14 protein-coding genes and 1 tRNA gene are annotated in these 17,232 nt (G+C 59.5%); 2 read left to right on the top strand and 13 right to left on the bottom strand.

The window, feature by feature from the left end; genetic code table 11:
• Window positions 1-50: 50 nt before the first annotated feature.
• The 6 genes from SH292x_RS14490 to SH292x_RS14465 are packed head-to-tail and all read right to left on the bottom strand — an operon-like array spanning window position 51 to window position 5,530.
• Complete coding sequence (locus tag SH292x_RS14490) at window positions 51-773, bottom strand: hypothetical protein (protein ID WP_442481727.1); 723 nt, start codon at window positions 771-773, stop codon at window positions 51-53.
• 47 nt (window positions 774-820) lie between these two features.
• Entirely contained in the window at window positions 821-1,855 is a 1,035-nt protein-coding gene (locus tag SH292x_RS14485) for a VWA domain-containing protein (RefSeq protein ID WP_442481726.1), read from the bottom strand.
• Entirely contained in the window at window positions 1,849-2,769 is a 921-nt protein-coding gene (locus SH292x_RS14480; protein ID WP_442481725.1) for a vWA domain-containing protein, read from the bottom strand. Before SH292x_RS14480 ends, SH292x_RS14485 begins: the two co-directional genes overlap by 7 nt.
• Complete coding sequence (locus SH292x_RS14475; protein ID WP_442481724.1) at window positions 2,766-3,617, bottom strand: hypothetical protein; 852 nt, start codon at window positions 3,615-3,617, stop codon at window positions 2,766-2,768. Before SH292x_RS14475 ends, SH292x_RS14480 begins: the two co-directional genes overlap by 4 nt.
• A complete protein-coding gene (locus SH292x_RS14470) occupies window positions 3,614-4,474 on the bottom strand; it encodes a DUF58 domain-containing protein (protein ID WP_442481723.1) in 861 nt (286 codons plus the stop codon). The genes SH292x_RS14475 and SH292x_RS14470 overlap by 4 nt, the downstream gene beginning before the upstream one ends.
• 48 nt (window positions 4,475-4,522) lie before the next feature.
• Window positions 4,523-5,530 (bottom strand): AAA family ATPase, encoded by a 1,008-nt coding sequence (locus SH292x_RS14465; protein WP_442481722.1) that lies wholly within the window; start codon window positions 5,528-5,530, stop codon window positions 4,523-4,525.
• A gap of 718 nt (window positions 5,531-6,248) precedes the next feature.
• Here SH292x_RS14465 and SH292x_RS14460 point away from each other — a divergent pair.
• Window positions 6,249-7,469, top strand: coding sequence for an IS4 family transposase (locus tag SH292x_RS14460; protein ID WP_442481475.1), 1,221 nt, complete (start codon window positions 6,249-6,251; stop codon window positions 7,467-7,469).
• A gap of 466 nt (window positions 7,470-7,935) precedes the next feature.
• Here SH292x_RS14460 and SH292x_RS14455 read toward each other — a convergent pair whose 3' ends face one another.
• The 3 genes from SH292x_RS14455 to SH292x_RS14445 all read right to left on the bottom strand — a co-directional run bounded on the left by SH292x_RS14455 (window position 7,936) and on the right by SH292x_RS14445 (window position 11,664).
• A complete protein-coding gene (locus SH292x_RS14455) occupies window positions 7,936-8,820 on the bottom strand; it encodes a metallophosphoesterase (RefSeq protein WP_442481721.1) in 885 nt (294 codons plus the stop codon).
• A 108-nt stretch (window positions 8,821-8,928) separates the two neighbouring features.
• Window positions 8,929-11,196 carry a redoxin domain-containing protein gene (locus tag SH292x_RS14450; protein ID WP_442481720.1) on the bottom strand — a complete coding sequence of 756 codons (2,268 nt, stop codon included), beginning with the start codon at window positions 11,194-11,196 and terminating at the stop codon, window positions 8,929-8,931.
• Window positions 11,197-11,590: 394 nt separating this feature from the next.
• A tRNA-Arg gene (locus SH292x_RS14445) sits at window positions 11,591-11,664 on the bottom strand.
• 173 nt (window positions 11,665-11,837) lie between these two features.
• Here SH292x_RS14445 and SH292x_RS14440 point away from each other — a divergent pair.
• A complete protein-coding gene (locus tag SH292x_RS14440) occupies window positions 11,838-13,655 on the top strand; it encodes an OPT family oligopeptide transporter (protein ID WP_442481719.1) in 1,818 nt (605 codons plus the stop codon).
• A gap of 231 nt (window positions 13,656-13,886) precedes the next feature.
• Here SH292x_RS14440 and SH292x_RS14435 read toward each other — a convergent pair whose 3' ends face one another.
• The 4 genes from SH292x_RS14435 to SH292x_RS14420 form a co-directional block, all read right to left on the bottom strand.
• Complete coding sequence (locus SH292x_RS14435; protein ID WP_442481718.1) at window positions 13,887-14,405, bottom strand: DinB family protein; 519 nt, start codon at window positions 14,403-14,405, stop codon at window positions 13,887-13,889.
• Between the two features lie 33 nt (window positions 14,406-14,438).
• Window positions 14,439-14,981 (bottom strand): DUF1572 family protein, encoded by a 543-nt coding sequence (locus SH292x_RS14430; RefSeq protein WP_442481717.1) that lies wholly within the window; start codon window positions 14,979-14,981, stop codon window positions 14,439-14,441.
• Between the two features lie 110 nt (window positions 14,982-15,091).
• Complete coding sequence (locus SH292x_RS14425) at window positions 15,092-16,144, bottom strand: suppressor of fused domain protein (RefSeq protein ID WP_442481716.1); 1,053 nt, start codon at window positions 16,142-16,144, stop codon at window positions 15,092-15,094.
• Between the two features lie 100 nt (window positions 16,145-16,244).
• Window positions 16,245-17,159, bottom strand: a complete 915-nt coding sequence (locus SH292x_RS14420) for a TIGR01212 family radical SAM protein (protein WP_442481715.1) — start codon at window positions 17,157-17,159, stop codon at window positions 16,245-16,247.
• Window positions 17,160-17,232: the final 73 nt, after the last annotated feature.

The raw sequence follows: 17,232 nt of genomic DNA, 5'->3' as shown, positions 1-17,232 counted from the left end.
GAGCAGTACGCGATCCAATCGCGAATCGAATGGGTAGCCTTGGCGGGGGATTAAGAACCCTTGCCATCGGCCGGCGGGCCGGAACTGGCGCCTCGTGCGTCTTCCGACTTCTTCTTTCCGCCGGGCTTCTTACCTGGCTTTTTGCACTTGCAGTTGCAATTTCCACTGCAGCAGCTTTTGCACTGGCTGGGGAGGTCGAGGGCTTCAAGATCAGTGAGGTCCATCCGCGCGAGTCGCACGGCAGCCTCCACGTTCTCGGCGTACTCGTTGGCGGCGTCGTCGTCGCCGGCGGACTTGGCTTGCTCGTACAGCATCCGATAACGTTGCCGCGAGGCCTCGATCTCGAGTTCCCAGTTCTCACGCGGTTCGCCTTCGAGTCGCATGAGCCAAGTCACGTAGTACTCGGCGGACGCCATGGCCGATTGGGTTTCGGCAAGCAGTTGAGGATCGGCGTCCTTCTGGGATTCGAGTTCGCCCAACAGCGAAGTGAGGTCGTCGTAGGCAGCCGGCAGTTGCTGAGAGAGCATGCGTGCCTTAGCGCGTTCCAGGCGAATGCGTTGCTCGACCGTACGATCGTCGGACTTCAGCGAAGCGAGTGCTTCGGTGCATGCCGCGTCGGCGACGTTCCAGTTACCGTCCTTGAGTTCGAGCGAAGCCTGGCGAAGCTGTGTACCCGCCAAGTCGTTGCTAACAGCGTCCTGCCCCGGACCGAAGTGATAGAACGCGAACAACAGCGGAACGGCCATCCAGGCCAGCAACATGGCTAAGCGCATTGCGAACTCCTGTATACGGTAGAGGGTGGGTGCACGATCATCCGTGATTATAGAGACCTTGCAGGGGTGCGTCGATCAGTATTCCGCGAGAGTGCAGGCGTCGTTCTTGCGACCTGTGCCGTCGTTTTTCGGAGACCGGGACGCCACGAAGTGCCGAAGTAGTGCAGCAGCACGGGCAATAGCGCCAACAAGCTAGCCCCCACGCCGCAAGCAACGAGGGCAAACTCTCGCCGCGATAGTTGGTCAAGCACTCCCTGGGTTTCGGCCGCGGCGATGGTGCGAATGAGATCGGTACCGAGGTGATTCTTATTGCCATCGTGGTAAACACCACCTAGGCGTATGGCAATTTGGCGAAGCGTGGCGGCGTCTTGTCGACTTTGCTTGCCATCGAGGAATTTGCCGACCACCAGATCGCCGACGCCGACGACGATCAGGTGTTCAACCGACGGCGGCATCTCGGGCATGCCGGTGGCCGGCACGCTGTCGCCATCGCTGAGCAGAAGGAGCGTAGTCGATTTGGGTGGATTCGGTCGGACAATCTCCGCCGCTTCACTGAGCCCCGCGAACAGATCGGTCTTGCCGGGTGTGAACGCGAAGTGCAGCGGCAAGTCGTCCAGCACGTTGTTAACGACTTCGCGGTCCTTCGTGTTGATGACCACCGGTTTGGCGCCGTTGTACACCGCGACGATCGAGGTGCGATAGTTCGGCAGTTGCACGCGTTCGAAGAACGAGGTCATCAAACTGTGCACCCGCTGGCGTCGACTTTGCTTGCCATCGGGGCCCGCATCCACCAGCAGCATGCTGGGCGAGACATCGAGCACCAGGACCAAGTGCTTCATCTCCCCTTCGGCAATCTGACCGGTTGTGTGGACCTTCGGCGGCAGAAGCAGCAGCGTTACCAACCCCCACACCACCGCCGCGCTCGACAGGGCGATGAGCAAAGGAGCCATCCACGCTAGCGCGCTTGGACGGGCGGTGGGGCCGAACGCGAGCATGGCGATCTGCCTCGAACGCCGCACGTGCAGCCACTCGGCCAGTAAGGCGAAGGCGAGGACGGCGAGTGCGGCGATTTCGGCTACCATGGTGTGTATCGCATCCCCAGCGAACCAACGAGAGCCAGCCCCATGATCGAAAGCCCCGCAAGGGCGTATGGCCGATAGTAATCCACCGCGTCCGCCGACGTGCGTTCCATCTGCGCTTGTTCCATCGAATCGATACGTCCGAAGATGGAAGCGAGTCCTGCGACATCATCGGCAGCGAAGGCCGAGCCACCGGTGTAAGCGGCGATGTTGATGATGGGGTCGGGAATCTCTGTCTCGGAGATGTGAATGGCGTAGAGAACGATGTTGTTCTCTTTCAGTTGATTGGCGATGTCCATGTCGTTGCCATTACCCAGGTCGAAACTGAATCCATCGGAAACGAGCAAGATCATGCGGTCGCCGTTGTCGGTTTCGACGAGTCGCCGCTGACAGGCGAGTAGCGCTTTGCCGATCTCGGTTCCGCCAAACATTGGAGGAGCCACTTCGGGACGCATGAACGGTGGGGCGTGGCGGATGGCCGAGGCGTCGGTGGTGATCGGCACCCAGTGCATCACCTCGTTGCCGAAGAACGTCAGGCCAAACGCATCTCCTTGCCGGATTTCGAGGAACTCGTCGATCGATTTCATCGAAGCGTCGTAGCGGTTGCCTTCGCCAAAGGTCGCCATCATGCTGCCCGAAATATCGACGCAGAACTCGATGTTCGTGAGCCGCCGTTTGACCTCGGGCTCGGTGAGTTGGATGGGACCGGCCAAGATGAGTATCACCACGATTAGCAGCAGCGCGGGGAGCGACGCCGCCACGTTGAGCAGACCTTGCAACCAGCGTCCTTGGCCCGGTTTGCCATGATCGAACGGCATCACGACCGCTGGCCTTCGCCGGCACCACTGCCAGATCAGGATGGCGATGGGAATCAAGAGTAACAGTAGGAGGATCGCCCAGTGAAGTCGGAAACTCATCGCGCCACCTCCGCTGGTTGCAGGGGCTGCAAGGCGTCGCTCGGTAGATTGCGATAGGGTTCCAGTAACTCGCTAACATCGACCTGCTCGCTCCGCGAAGGATCGTGCAGCCAGACTTCCAATTGGCGGAGCAGCTGCCCTCCGTCGGGATGCTTCAGCACCTCGCGCAGCGCTTCATTGGTCGGCAAGGCGTTAAGGCCCAGTCGGGTACGCCAGTAGCCGAAGAGACCTCGTTCGAGCTCGGCGAGTTCGGCGTGGCTCACTTTACCGGCGATAGCCGCTTCGATGGTGGGTCGCAGACGATCGGCAAGCGACTGCGGACGGGCGTTTGCGACGGCTTCGAGTTCAGGATCGGGTTTACGGCCAACGAACAGCAGGACATAAGCCCCCACGACCCACACCAGAACTCCAACTGTCAACCAAATGCGATAACCGCCCACGCTGGGGAGCGCAGAAGGCTTCAGCGCATTCGGTTCTACTTGTCCGGGAGGTAACGCCGCCTCGACGTTGACTGGAATCGCTGGCAGCACGACGGCGGGCTGTGCGTCTTTGGGTTGCAGGTAGTCGATCAGGTTATAGCTGCCGGGCTCCAGGGCGTAGTACTCTAAGGTGTAGCGATGCGACTCGCCGTGCGGATAAGTCTCGACGATACGCAGCACGAACGGGGCGTCGCGGTCGGCGAGTGGTTTCACTTCCAACTCGGGGCCGGGCAAGACGTGGTCTTCGATGGTCGCGGGAACCCCAACCGTGGTCGCGGCGGCGATTTCTTCGCCACGCACTGCGGCACTCGCCATGACGAATAGCGCGATGCAAAGAGCGCTCAGGTGGCTGGTGCGTGTTCTGGTCATCGGACCGTCCTTCCTAGGAGACCGCGGGAGCAGAAGAAATTGCGAAGCTGCGATAGGAAGGGCTGGTCGGTTCGGAGTAGCAGGTGATCGATGCCGCTGCGTTTGAACTCCGCGGCAATGGGGTCGCCGGGCAACCAATTGCGTCCCGAGCGAGTGGTGAAAGTCTTCCCCGACTCCGCTTCGCTCGCCCGCAAGAACCCGGCGCGGCGGACGCCGGATTCGGCGGGGTCTTGGAACTGGAGCACCGCGACATCGTGCTGTTCGGCGAGTTGCTTGAGCGCGGGGACCGCCCAGGGATCGTGTAAATCGCTGAGTACGACGATCAAAGATGTTCCGGGCAATCGCGGTGAGAGCTGGCGAACGCGTAGGCCCAGCGTGGTCGGTTCGTCGTAGCGAAAGTTGCGAAGTAAATGGAACCACTGAAGGATCTGAGTCTTCGACAAGCTCGGTTCGACTCGCAAGCTTCGGCCACCCACGGCGACAACGCCCACGGGACTCGCGCGGTCGAGGCACGCAAAGGCGATTCCGCCAGCGATCTGCACCGCCATGCTGTACTTGCTAAGCCGGCCGCTACTCACCGTCATCGATGCCGAGGTATCGACGAGCAAGTAGCACGGCAATCGCTTGGGGGCTTCGTACTCTTTTACGAATACCTTTCCCACGCGGGCGGTCACGCGCCAGTCGATGCTTCGCACGGGGTCGCCGAACTGGTAGGGGCGTGACTGTGCGTACTCGAGTCCCGACCCGAGGAAGGGCGAGCGGTCGTTGCCGTAGCTCAGGCTGGTCGCCAATCGCTTGATGGCGATAACGAACTGCCGCGAGTCCAGCGGGTCGACGTTTTCGAGCGTTCCTTCCACAGACCAGTTCCTTGCTGTTCCGAGCGGTATCAATCGGCGGTGGGGCAACTAAGCGGAGACTTCTTGCAAAATCTCCTCGAGCGCCGTCGACGCCGAGCGGCCCTCGGCGAGTGCCGCGTAGTTCGGACGAATGCGGTGCAACATGACGTCCTCCGCCAGTTCGTAGAGGTCCTCGGGCGAGACGTACGTGCGACCATGAATTAGCGCCCGCGCCCGGGCTGCGCGAGTCATGGCGATTCCAGCTCGCGGACTGGCACCGAGTTCCAAGTCGGGATGCCGACGGGTGCGGTCGACGATTTCGATCACGTGTTCGAGGAACGTATCGCTGACATGGACCTGATGCACGGCTTCCATGGCTTGCACCAGCATCTCGGGCGAACCGACGGGCTCGCTGTCGATGCTGTCGAACTCGCTACGAGCCACCGCCCCACTTCCTTCGCGGCGGACGCCGAGTTGCATGTTGCGACGCAGGATCTCGCGTTCGTGCTCGGGCTCAGGGTAACCGAGTCGATGCAGCAGCATGAAACGGTCGAGCTGCGCCTCGGGTAGTTCGAAGGTGCCCGACTGCTCGACGGGGTTTTGCGTGGCGATGACCAGGAACGGCGTGGGGAGCGGATGAGCTTTGTTGCCCAGCGTCACTTTCCGCTCCTGCATTGCTTCGAGCATCGCGCTCTGAACCTTGGGAGCCGCACGGTTGATTTCGTCGGCGAGCAAAAGGTTCGTAAAGATCGGTCCGCGGTGGGTTCGAAACGTGCCCGACTGCTGGTCGAGTATCTCGGAGCCTAGGATGTCGGACGGCAGCAGGTCGATGGTGAACTGGATACGGCTGAAGTCGAGGTGGATCGCCTTCGACAGCGTCGACGCCAGCAGCGTCTTCGCGATGCCCGGCACGCCCTGCAGGAGGATGTGGCCGCTGGTAAACAGGGCAATGAGAAGTCGCTCGACGACCACGTCTTGCCCTACGACCACTTGCCCCACCCGCTCGCGGATTCGACTGACGAAATCAATGGTCTCGTCGAGCGAACCCGTCGCCATCTCACACGTATCGGTTGCCATTCGTTGCCCTTCTTGTTCGCAAACCTAAGCCATTCCGCCGATTCTCCGCCCTCGCCTACCAGCAGAACCCTGATTCTAGACAACTCCCAACGTCCCCACAACAATTTCGCCCCCAGAGTGAGACGCTCCCCGACGGAAAAAGTTCCCCCTCGCTCGCACCGCTCCGAATTGTGGGTTGGATGGTCGCTAGCAGGTTCTCGACTGCAACCTGCGCAAACGCGACGCAATCAAGGCTAGCGTCTTTACCTTAGGTAGAAGTCTCTCGTTGGTGGTAGGAAGGAGTTCGAGCCAACTCGGAATAAAGTCCCATTTCGCCTTTATTGCACTGGGTGCGACAAAACTCTTTTTTCGCCTTCAGGGAGTGTCGTTGTAAGAGACGCCCCTTCAACACGTTACGAAGCCCACGGCGCTAGGAGTCGCCCGAATAAAGTCGCAGGGGCAAACCGCACCTGCGACATTACTCATTTCTTACTCCCTCCCCCAAGTCGTTGCGCACATGGCGTTGCGATTCGAAGACCCACGGTTCGCACCCACGCCATCGGGGGAGGGGTGGGGTGGGGGCCGAGTTTGGGAGTGGACGTTGCCTTTACGAAGTAGGCCGGATCAAGCTCCGCGCCAATCCTGTTCGGCCCGCGATTTGCGCCTCACTAAGTTTAGACTTAGCGGGGCTCTTATTTTTGGGCTTGCGCGATGGAATCAGGTGGATTCTACTAGTTGCATGGCGAGTCCTAAGCGCAAGTTGGTCGAGGCCCGGGAGGTAACGGGGCTAAAGTACTTTGATGTGCTTGCTCCGCTGTTGGGGCGGTTGCACGAGGTGGGGTGCGAGCGGGATCGGGCCGGGAATCGGCAGTTGCACTACGACCAGTACTGCATGCTGGTGCTGTTGTATTTTTACAATCCGGTCGTCTCCTCTCTGCGGGCGATCCAGCAGGCCAGCGAACTGAAGAAGGTACAGAAGAAGCTAGGCTGTCCCCGAGCTTCGCTCGGCTCGCTGTCCGAAGCCACGCGGGTGTTCGATCCCGAAGCCCTGCAGGGCGTGATTGCGGATTTGGCCGATCAACTCCAGCCGCTGGATCGTGATGCACGAGTTAAAGATATCCGCCATACGCTGATGCTGGTCGATGGAACCTTGTTAACGGCCCTTCCACGCATGATGGAGGCGGCCGTTCTAAAGCAGCAGACCGGATCGGGCCTCGTGAAATGGCGATTGCACACCCAGTTCGAAGTGGATCGACACCTGCCACACATCGAAGTGACCGACGGCACTAACGGGGGAGACAACGACGAACGGGTGGTCCTGGCCCGTCATCTACGCAGCGATTGCTGCTACGTGATGGACCGCGGTTACGCCAAGTTCTCGCTGTTCAATCAGATTCACCAGATGAATAGCAGCTATGTCTGCCGGATTCGCGACAATAGCCGGATCGAGACCATCGAGTCGCGACCATTAAGCGAAGAAGACCAAGCCGCGGGGATCGTGAGCGACGAAGTCGTCCAACTCGGTGGCCTGAAGGCCAAGGAGACCGGCAGAATCGATCATTCGGTACGGGTAGTGACGATTCGCGTCACACCGCATCCCAAACGCGGAGGGAAAGCGCATTCGGCTCCCGGCAACGATGGCTACCTGCGTCTGGTAACCAACCTGCTCGATCCACCGGCATCGATCATCGCCTTGCTGTACCAGTATCGCTGGGCAATTGAGATCTTCTTCCGCTTCTTCAAGCATATCCTCGGTTGCCGGCACTTGCTCAGTCACGACGAGCGTGGCATCCAGATTCAAACGTACTGCGCGATCATCGCGTGCCTGCTGATCAGCCTGTGGACGGGGCGTAAGCCCACGCTGCGGACGTACGAAATGATCTGCTACTACCTGTGTGGAATGGCCGACCAAGAGGAGCTCTTAGCGCACATTAAGAAACTCCAGCCGCAGGGTGCCTAGGGGACTCGCGTCTTCTCGACAGCGAGAAGGATGACTGCTGCGCGGATGGCTACAACACCATCCCTCCCTCTAAACTCCAAGGCACTCGACCTCCCAACAACACACTCCGTAAGCAACCGAAAGCTAAACAGCAATCATCGGGCCGAACAGGATTGGCTCCGCGCCGATCCGGCGCTTCACGTGTTACCTTTATCGTTCGTCACCACTTCGCTTATTCCCGTATTCCCGAGGCGTGGCTTTGCATCTTTTCACGCAAAGACGAAGGTACGGAGAGAAACACAGCCGCACAGACGGTAAGCCGACAAGCGTTGCCAGGCCGCTTCGTATGTCGTTGTTATTAAAGTCAGTTGTCAAAGAGCGAAAACCGCTGCTAGAACGGTATGGGTGCATTAGATCACATAGTGTGCGCGCATTCAAGTACCTGGCGCTAAAAATGTGGGAAAAAGTTCGTGCCCGGTAAGACCTGTTAAATTAGGTTGAATAGGGTCCCATCGTCGCACGCGATCTGCATTTCTGGCAGCCTGAGCGCGGCTAGTTTGTACTGGGGGCCTGAGGTTCGCCGGCGGTACGCGCCGAAGTCGATGCAGATAGCATTCGTGCCTTGGCGGCTGACCGAGGCGTCCATCGAGTAGTGCCCGAAAACGCAAAGCTCGGGGTCGGCGTAGTCGTCCCACCACGGCACGCGCTCGGTGTCGCGGATCTTGCCGGACGACTGGTAGGGGGCGGCGGCCGCGCGCTCGGGGCCCGACGTGATCAGCTTGATGGGGTTCTCGTTCTGGTGCGACAGTTCTTTGTCGATCGCCGGCGTGCTGCGGCAGAGGGCGTAGGCTTCGAGGCTGTCCGCGTACTGCTGGTAAAGGCTCACCACGTCCGACTTCGTCGCGAGGTGCGCGATGAACGCCTGGTCCCAATAAGCATGCACCACCCGCAGGCCCGGCCGATGGAGCGCGAGCGGCAGCGTGGCGAAGAACTCGAGAATCCCCGCGCGATCGGCGTCGGTAGCCAGCCGCTGCTCGACCAAGTTGCCCGCACTGTCGCGAAACTCCTCGCCAAAGAACCAACTGTTGTCGAACTTGCGATGCCCTAGCAAAAGGTTGAGATCATGGTTGCCCAGCACGCAACAAGCGAGCTCGGCCTCCACCGCCTTGCGCACAATCTCCACCGCCCCCACGCTATCAGGCCCGCGGTCGGTGAGATCGCCCACGAACACAAGCTTCCGCCCGTCGGGATGCCGAGCATCATCGGAATACCCTAGACGGTTCAGCAACACCTTGAGTGCGTCCATCTCGCCGTGGATGTCGCCGACGATGTCGAGGGGAGAGTCGGGGAGGGGTTGGAGGAGAGGGGGCATGGATGGTTGGGAGGTGGAATTAGTGGAAAACTCTCGCGCGCCTCGCTTAAACACGCTCATGATACATTGGGTCACACAGCTAGGCACTCGAGGAGCAACTGCCGTTCGTTAATCAACTGGAGCTTGAGCTTCCGCAAGTAACGACGAAACTGCCTCCTGCAGTTCGCCGCGGTGAGGATTTGCCATACGTAGTACCCCCTCTCGATCGATCAGGTAGAACGATGGCCAATGGGGAACTGCGTAAGCTTCGGACGTTTGCTTCGAATCATCCAGTCCGATTGCCCATGGAATGTTGTTGGCGTCGACGTATTCGGCCGCATCCTCCGCTGCCTGGGTAGAATGAAGTCCTACAACGATCAGACCTTTCTCGGCAAATTCCTCGTGCAACTTACGGACCTCTGGCATTCTGGCCCGACAGGGGCCGCACCACGTGCCCCAAAACTCAACGAGCACGACACGCCCCTTCATTTGATCGAGGCTGGTGCCTTGGTCGCAATTCATCCAATTCGTCACGACTAGCGCCGGGGCTGGTTTGCCTTCCAGATCGTTGAGTTGCTCGCGTTCTTCTTCCGTGCCTTCTCGCCAAAAGCTGTCGGCAGGCGATTTCGATCGCGAGACCTCTGAGCCTCCGAGGCGAAACTCCATTCGCCGGATAGAGTCAAGACGAGGAAACGCCGCTTGTACTCGACCGACGATCGCATCGGTAAGGTTGGGCGAACCAATCGATAGCGACCTCAATCGCGGTGCTTGTGCAAGAGCTTCAAGCCCCTTTTCCGTCGCCAGGCAGTTTATCTGGAGCCGTTCAAGTCCTGACAGGGAGCCGATCGACTTTAGCCCTTCGTCGGTTACCACAGAACTCGTAATCTCAAGGTACTTTAATTTGTCGAGGTGTTGTATGTGCCGAAGGTCAGCGTCGGTAAGCGCTTGTCCGCCGTCGATTCGAAGTGATGCGAGGTCGCGAAAGTTAGCAAGTTTCGCCATGTCCTCCTGGCCAAGCGGAGGACATTCACATAGCCACAATTCCGTTTTCACGAATGAAAGTGATTCGAGCTGCTTCCAGATCGGCTCGCCGTCGACTCGGGGGTCGACGTTCATCAGTCCCACTCGCTGTAGTCCCGGCATAGTGGCTAGCGTTTCGATGCAGCGGGTCGTCATGCGATTCCCGGTAATCTGAATTTGCTGAAGAGTGGCCGATTTGGCCATCTGGGCAAATCCCTCGTCGGTAACCCTCGTATGCTGAATCGACAGCTCTTCGAGTGAAGGCATCGCGGCTATCGACGCCATGCAGCTGTCATCGCAGTTGCCCGAAATGGACAGCTTTTGCAGACTCGCTAGTTTGGTCAAGGCGTTAACTCCTGCGTTACTGAGTTCCAGGTCGCCGGTGATCTCGCGCAACTTGCTCAGTGACTGAAGGTGTTCGGCGACCTCATCGTCGATGATCGTTCCGTAACAACGAAGGTATTCCAATTCCGTAAAGGCCCTAAGATGGTGCAGCCCTTTCGATGTAAGACCTGTATCATCCAGCGACAATCGTCGCAGCTGGGGACAATCGGCAGCAACTCGGCCGAGTCCATCATCCGTGATACTCGATCCGCTGACATTTAGGTGTTCCAAGTGCGGGCATCGCTGGAGATGAGCAAGGCCGCGGTCCGTGATGGATGGGTTGGGGTCGTCGCCGCGAAGCTCCGGCGCATACGCGTAGAAGTCAAGTGCTCGAAGCTGAGGAAGCTGCGTGATAGCGGCGAGCCCAGAGTCGCTGATCTGCGTGCGTCCTGCATAAACCGCTTGAAGGGACGTGCTGCGCGCGAGTAGCTCCAACCCGGCGTCCGTTACTGCCGTATGGTTGATGCCGATTGTTTGCAATTCAGGCAACTCGGCGACTGCCTTCATTACTTCGTCCCCAAGTTCGTCGTTCGAGCCGAGCCCCAAATACTGCAATCGATTCAGACGAGGCAAGTTAGCAGCAATCCCAGAAGTCAGCTTGGCGTTACTAACCGACAGATAACGGAGGCCCTTAAGCTGCGAAAGTTGTGCGAAACCTTCGTCGCCGATGGGCACTCCATAAGCTACGATTGCATCGATCAAATCGGAAGGAACATCGCCTATCCACTGCAATTGGTTACCAGCCGCCTGATTGAGTTCAAGTCGAACTGAATGCCCGTCGGGAATAGTAACACTCCCCGCAGCGGGTCCAAGTTCCTGCCAGCCACCTTGCTCGCTACCAAACGCCTTGTATCCGAAATCTGTCGATGCCTGAGGTTGGATCGAAACCTTGCCAATGGACTCCGCCGGGAACTCAATCGTGAGAGCAGCAGGGACGGGTGCCGCAACGAAGATGAGTAACAGCGACGCAACACAAGCAGCAACTACGCGCATTGCCTACCTCGAGGTTAGGTTCGCCTTCAAAGGTTAGTGGGATGGGGGGAGATGGAATCGTGCTCCCAATCGTTTTTTAGCGGCGAATGTGCTTTGGCGAACGTTGCCTGGATTGTAACGAATCTTATCGGTCGACACGATATTTGCTCAGTGCAAGGCCGTGGTCCGTTGTTCTCTGCCAAACTACGCAGGGTCTCTCGTTCCGTATTGGGCTTGGCTTGTGCGCCGTTCACGTTCGGCGCGATGCGCCGACGGCCATTTAGATCGGCACCGCTCGCCCCCATGCCTAGCCGCGAGTGGCGGGCGAGAATACGGGTGAGAACGACCCGTGGGCTACTGAATCGGCCGACCACTTTAGAAGCCGAACACCAATCGCAGAAAGCACTTAAGAGAGTACACCCCGCAGGATTCGAACCTGCAACCTTCGGATTCGTAGTCCGATGCTCTATCCAGTTGAGCTAGGGGTGCATCCCGCTTGGGCCCGGGGGCCGGTGGCGAAACGACTATCATGCCCGAATCGCCGCGATGCTGCAAGAGAGGCCTTTTGGCGGCCCGAGGTTCGCGGATGGCAGGGGGGAGGGGAGTCGTTAAAATGGGCCGGTTTGATCCCCCGCCCACCCGCTTCTCGCTGAAAAAATCGCATGGATAGTGCATCGCCGTACCAGTCGCCGCAAGCGGACGAAGTGGTGGATTCGAACTCGGCGGCGGCCCGTGGCGGAGGGCCTGGCAGCGAGCCGCAGCTCACGTGGCGGGCGGTGCTGGTGGGGTGCTTGGTGGGGAGTGTGATCTCCTGCACCAACATGTACATCGGGCTCAAGATTGGGTGGACGTTCGGGGCGTCGATCATCGCGGCGGTGCTAGGATTTTCGTTCTTCGCGCTGATCAATCGCCGGCTCTCGATCCTCGAGACGAACATCGCGCAGACCGCGGGTTCGGCGGCGGGGTACATGTCGAGCGCGGCGGGGCTCGTCGCGGCGATTCCGGCGCTCGAGATGCTTGGGTATAAGATCGAACCGATTCCGCTGGTGTGTTGGTCGCTGTCGATCGCGTTCCTCGGCGTGTTCTTCGCGGTTCCCCTGCGGCGGCAAATGATCTTGGTCGACAAGCTGCAGTTTCCTTCCGGCACGGCGACGGCCGAGACGATCCTGGCGATGTATAGCGATGCGGACGAGGCGATGGGGAAGGCCCGGGTGCTGCTGTGGTCGGGTTTGCTGGCGGGTCTGTTCACGCTGGGTTATCACTTCGTCCCGCAGCTCGAATCGCCGCCGCTGCACGAATGGATTCCGCTTGGTTTCCTGACGGTGATTGCAGGTTGGGGGTTCACGATCTCGCTCGGTCCGTCGCTCGTGGGGGCGGGATTTCTTGTGGGGCCGCGAGTGGTGTTGTCGCTACTGGCCGGTTGTTTGTTGGCTTGGGGAGTGCTGGGGCCATGGGCGCAGCAAGCGGGCTGGGCACCGGGGGCGGTGATGAGTTACGCCGACGGCCCGCGGGGTTGGCTGCTGTGGCCGGGTGTGGCGCTGATGGTGAGCGAGGCTTTGGCGAGCGTCGCGCTGTCTTGGCGGACGTTTGTCGATGCGATTCGCGGCGCGGTGGCGGCGATTGAAGGGGACTTTGAGGACGATCGAACCGATCCGACGCAGATCCCGAACTCGTGGTGGATGGGAGGGCTCGCGCTGGGGACGCTGTTGACGATGGTGATCGCCTACTGGATTTTCGAGATTCCCTGGTACCTGACGCTGGTGGCGGTGGCGTTATCCAGCGTGCTGTCGGTCGTCGCGGTGCGATCGGCGGGCGAGACCGACATTAACCCCGTCGGCGGGATGGGGAAAGTGACGCAGTTGGTGTTCGGTGGTCTCGCGCCGGGGGCCATGTCGACCAACTTGATGTGCGCGGCGATCACGGGGGCGGGGGCGTCGCAGGCGGCGGACATGATGCAGGACCTGAAGACGGGGCACCTGCTCGGCGCGTCGCCGCGGAATCAGTTCTTCGCGCAGCTTGCTGGGATTCTTGCGGGCGTGGTGTTCGTGGTGCCGGCGTACTACTTATTCAATAGCGCCTACGAAATCGGCGGTGAAGAGCTCCCTGCGCCGGCCGCTCATGCGTGGAAGGCGATGGCGGAGCTGCTCGCCGATGGTTTTGGGGCGCTGCCGCCGCATAGCGAGAAGATGGTGCTCGCGGGGGCGGTGCTTGGCGTGCTGTTCGCGGTGCTACGGCGAGTGCCTTCGATCCGCAACTACGTGCCGAGCGGGCTGGCGATGGGCATCGCGTTCATCGTGCCGGCGTTCAATTCGCTGTCGATCGTGATCGGTCTCGCCGCGTATCTGATCTGGAAAGCCGTGAGCCCCCAGAGCGCGAAGAAGTACGACTTCGCCGTCGCTTCGGGGTTGATTGCGGGCGAAGGATTGATGGGAGCGGTGAACGCGGGGCTGACGATCGCGGGGATCGGGCCGCTGACGTAGAGGGGGCAGTGAGCTGTAGGCAGTGGGCTGTGTTTGTTCCGGAGGAAAATAGGACGCGGATGACGCGGATTGGGCAGGATTTTCGCGGATTTAATGATATGAGCTTTCCACGGCCGGCTTAGATCCGCGCGCATCCTCTTAGATCTGCTCATCCGCGTTCCATTTCCCGGTCAATGAGTTCCGTGACGGGTTGGTGGTAGTTCGATGAGAGTAGAGCAGGGTGGGGGGCTGTTACTCCGCGCCTTCGTCGGCGGACTTGGGTGCCCACTCGAAGCGATAATTGACTCCGAGCTGCATGCGAGTGAAGGAGATGATTTCCTGGGTGTGGCCTTGGAAGTGGGGGAGGCAGTCGAACAGGATCGCGGCACCCGTGACTTCGAAGCCTTGGATGACGTGGACTTCTAGCAGGCCGGCTTCAGTGAGCCTCGCAATCGCCGACTTGGCATCGGCGACGGAACTTTCGAGTTTTTCGACAAGCACGGCACGCTCCACCGGTCTGCGCTCGGCGAACTCCAGCGGGCGATTGCGATGATCCTCGGCACCCCCAAGGCCGGCGACGACCCACTGCCGCAGGTTGCCGGCCAAGTGAAGCATGAGGTTTCCGATAGAGTTCATCTCGGAATTGGGTCGCCACCAGATTTGCTCGTCGGTGAGCTGGTCGAGGCAGTGATGGATCTTGATCATCGCGCGATCGAGGCACCGCGTGGCGGCGGAGGCGATGGCCGAGGGTAGGGGAGAGTCGGTGGGCATCGAATCTATAACCTCCGATTTAACGATACTGGTCTATCGGTACTGGGTGTTCCCCCAGTTGGACGTATTGTGCTCTTGTGAACCGCCGCGGGGAATGGTGAGCGTTGTCCAGTTGTCGCCCGCCAGGATGCGGGCGATGAGGACGATCTGCCCCACGTGGTAGCCGGTATGGGAGAGCGACCTGCCGATGGCGAGCGGAACCGACAAGGCCTCGCCGCGGATGGTGATCGACTTCTGCCAGGCGTCGACGGTGAGCGCTTGCAACGTCGTGAAAACGGGCTGCCAACCCTGGTGCCAATAGGCAAGCAACTCGTCTCGCGTCGTGAACGTGTCGACGAACTCGTCGTCGCGATCGCGATCGGGCTTTTCGCCATCGCTGGTGAGAAAGTCGGTCCAGCGCGACTTTAGGTTTCCAGCCACGTGCTTAGCGATCACGGCGACCGAATTGGTCGCGGGATCAAGGGCTTGGTGCAGTTGCTGGTCCGTGAGCTGTGCCATTGCACGCTCGGCGAGGTGTTTGTTGTACGCGAAGGCGGGGACGAACTCGTTGGGGGTGGGGGGGTAGTGAGCTGGCACTGTCTATCTGCTTTGGGTATTGCGGGCCTATCTCAAGACACAGATGCTTGCGATGAAGTTCACGGTACTACGCACCTTCGGCAATGGAAGCGCACGGGAGTAGCAGTGCGTCATCCAATGGTCTGCGTTATATTACCATCATGGTCTTTGATATCGGTCGGGTCTACGACAATGGTCAGTTGCTTGAACTCCGTAAATTTGTAGGTACCTGCCTTCGGCAAGAGTTCATTCTTCAGTTTGAAAGCGAAATTGCTGTTCAGCGAAAGCTCAAGAATCTCGTTGTCGATGCGCCAGTCGTTTGTATCGCTTGGAACGAATCGAATTGCTGCCTCTTTGCCGCCAAGCACAAATGGCCGACCGAAGGGAATACGGCCGCAAAGTCGACCCGTCAAGTCGTCTACGATCAGTGCGCCCAAATGCAATTTGCAGGATCGAATCCAGCGACCGCAACTAAAACTGAAGAGATCTGAATAAAGTACTTCGCCTGACGCTCCTTCATTGGCGACACCGTTCTCTACCTTAGCGGCAAAGTCCGCGTCGTTCAGCCAAGAGTCGCGGCTGAGATCGGTGACCAGCTTGGGATGCTTAATGGCTGCCAAACTCAGGAAGTTGCTAGAGTTCCACCGCATGATGGTTTGCAGCTCATCTACTGTGAGGCCCACGATCTGTAGAAACTCGAGTGACCCGTTGGGAGTGGTTATCTGCCCTAGTTCGGGGTCTTCCGTAAACACAATGCATTGAATCAACGTGTCGCTTCCGATACAGATGGGTCCATTTAACGGCATCGTGTGTCCCGCACCGAAAGCGTTTCCCGTTTCGAATACATACCTCCCCAGATTCTGCAGGAAATTGAAGACCCAGTTCGCATCCGCAGCAACGTCGCTGGTTCGCAGCCTGAATGTTAGTTCGAAACCAAACCCGCTTACTTCAGGGTCTTTCCATTCTTTCTCATATAACTCGGAGAAGCCGTAGGTAACAAAGTGCCAAACACCGCGATCATCCGGATCTTGAAAAGCACTGATTCCGGTGATCGGATCTCTACCGCCAAGTGCAAAAGGGAGGGTTGAACCCCAATGTAAAGGCTCGACCTGGCCGTAGATTCCACGGAGCGCTTCGTCGATGGCATTCCAGCCAAGCGGCTCGGGATCACCGTGGTCGTCCATGTGCAGACTTTCTTTGGTCGAAGTGAGTGACATCGCCAGGACGGCTATGAAATGGGTGTTATAGCAGTTCTCGGTGTACGTTGCGCGCGTTGCTCAACCACTACTCTCGTTCCCACTTCTTCCCCTGCCAAGTATCCCGCCGCTCGAACTCCGCTTCGATCTCCCGCTTCACCGCGCCTTTGTTCAGGCACCACTCGGGGCCGATGAAGAAGCTAGGCGGGGCGTCGCCCGAGATGCGTTCGATGACCATCGTCGGGGGTAGCAGCTCCATGAAATCCACTACGGTGCGGACGTAGTCGTCTTGCTCCATGAGCGTGACTTCGCCGGCGGCTATTTGGTCGGCGAGCTTGGTGTTTTTGACGCAGTAGAGGTTGTGGATCTTCACCCCGTCGACGTTCAGCCGCGCGAGTTCGCGGGCCGTGGCGAGCATGTCGTCGTGCGTTTCGCCGGGGAGGCCGAGGATGGCGTGGGCGGAGATCTCGAACTTGCGGTCCGTGCTGCGGCGCATGGCGTCGATCATGGCGTCGTGATGGCAGCCACGGTTCATCCAGTCGAGCGAAGCGTCGTGGATCGTCTGCATGCCGTATTCGACGGACAGGTAGGTCCGCTCGCCGAACTCGTTGAGCAGCGCGAGTACGTCATCCGGCACGCAGTCGGGGCGGGTGCCAATGGCGAGGCCGACGACTTGGGGGTGGTCGAGTGCCTGCTCATAGAGCGACCGCAGTCGCTCGACGGGGGCGTAGGTGTTGGTGGCGGGCTGGAAATAGGCGATGAACTGAGAGCAGTCGGCGTAGCGGATGCGCATTCGCTCGAGACTTTGATCGATCTGCCCGCGGATGTCCGCCCTGGGAAGTCGTCGGCTGGGGCTGAAGCTGCGGTTGTCGCAGAACGTGCAGCCCCCCTTCGCAACGGTGCCATCGACGTTGGGGCAGGTGAATCCGGCGTCGAGACTAACTTTCTGGACACGCCCCCCGAAAAGTTCGCCCAAACGGTATCGATAGCTGTAGTAGCGCAATCCCGACTGTCGCCAGTGGGGTAAATCCGGGGTCGACGTAAGTGGTTTGGTTGACGGCAATTGGGGCGACGAA

This window comes from Aeoliella fuhlenseeensis (genome assembly GCF_052161615.1).
GTDB lineage: Bacteria > Planctomycetota > Planctomycetia > Pirellulales > Lacipirellulaceae > Aeoliella.
Note: the sequence above shows the minus strand (reverse complement) of the source record. Positions and strands in the feature narration are given on the sequence as shown.

Coding starts and splice junctions, on each gene's coding strand:
- SH292x_RS14490 (WP_442481727.1), bottom strand. CDS start 773: ATGCGCTTAGCCATGTTGCTGGCCTGGATGGCCGTTCCGCTGTTGTTC.
- SH292x_RS14485 (WP_442481726.1), bottom strand. CDS start 1,855: ATGGTAGCCGAAATCGCCGCACTCGCCGTCCTCGCCTTCGCCTTACTG.
- SH292x_RS14480 (WP_442481725.1), bottom strand. CDS start 2,769: ATGAGTTTCCGACTTCACTGGGCGATCCTCCTACTGTTACTCTTGATT.
- SH292x_RS14475 (WP_442481724.1), bottom strand. CDS start 3,617: ATGACCAGAACACGCACCAGCCACCTGAGCGCTCTTTGCATCGCGCTA.
- SH292x_RS14465 (WP_442481722.1), bottom strand. CDS start 5,530: ATGGCAACCGATACGTGTGAGATGGCGACGGGTTCGCTCGACGAGACC.
- SH292x_RS14460 (WP_442481475.1), top strand. CDS start 6,249: ATGGCGAGTCCTAAGCGCAAGTTGGTCGAGGCCCGGGAGGTAACGGGG.
- SH292x_RS14455 (WP_442481721.1), bottom strand. CDS start 8,820: ATGCCCCCTCTCCTCCAACCCCTCCCCGACTCTCCCCTCGACATCGTC.
- SH292x_RS14450 (WP_442481720.1), bottom strand. CDS start 11,196: ATGCGCGTAGTTGCTGCTTGTGTTGCGTCGCTGTTACTCATCTTCGTT.
- SH292x_RS14440 (WP_442481719.1), top strand. CDS start 11,838: ATGGATAGTGCATCGCCGTACCAGTCGCCGCAAGCGGACGAAGTGGTG.
- SH292x_RS14435 (WP_442481718.1), bottom strand. CDS start 14,405: ATGCCCACCGACTCTCCCCTACCCTCGGCCATCGCCTCCGCCGCCACG.
- SH292x_RS14425 (WP_442481716.1), bottom strand. CDS start 16,144: ATGGACGACCACGGTGATCCCGAGCCGCTTGGCTGGAATGCCATCGAC.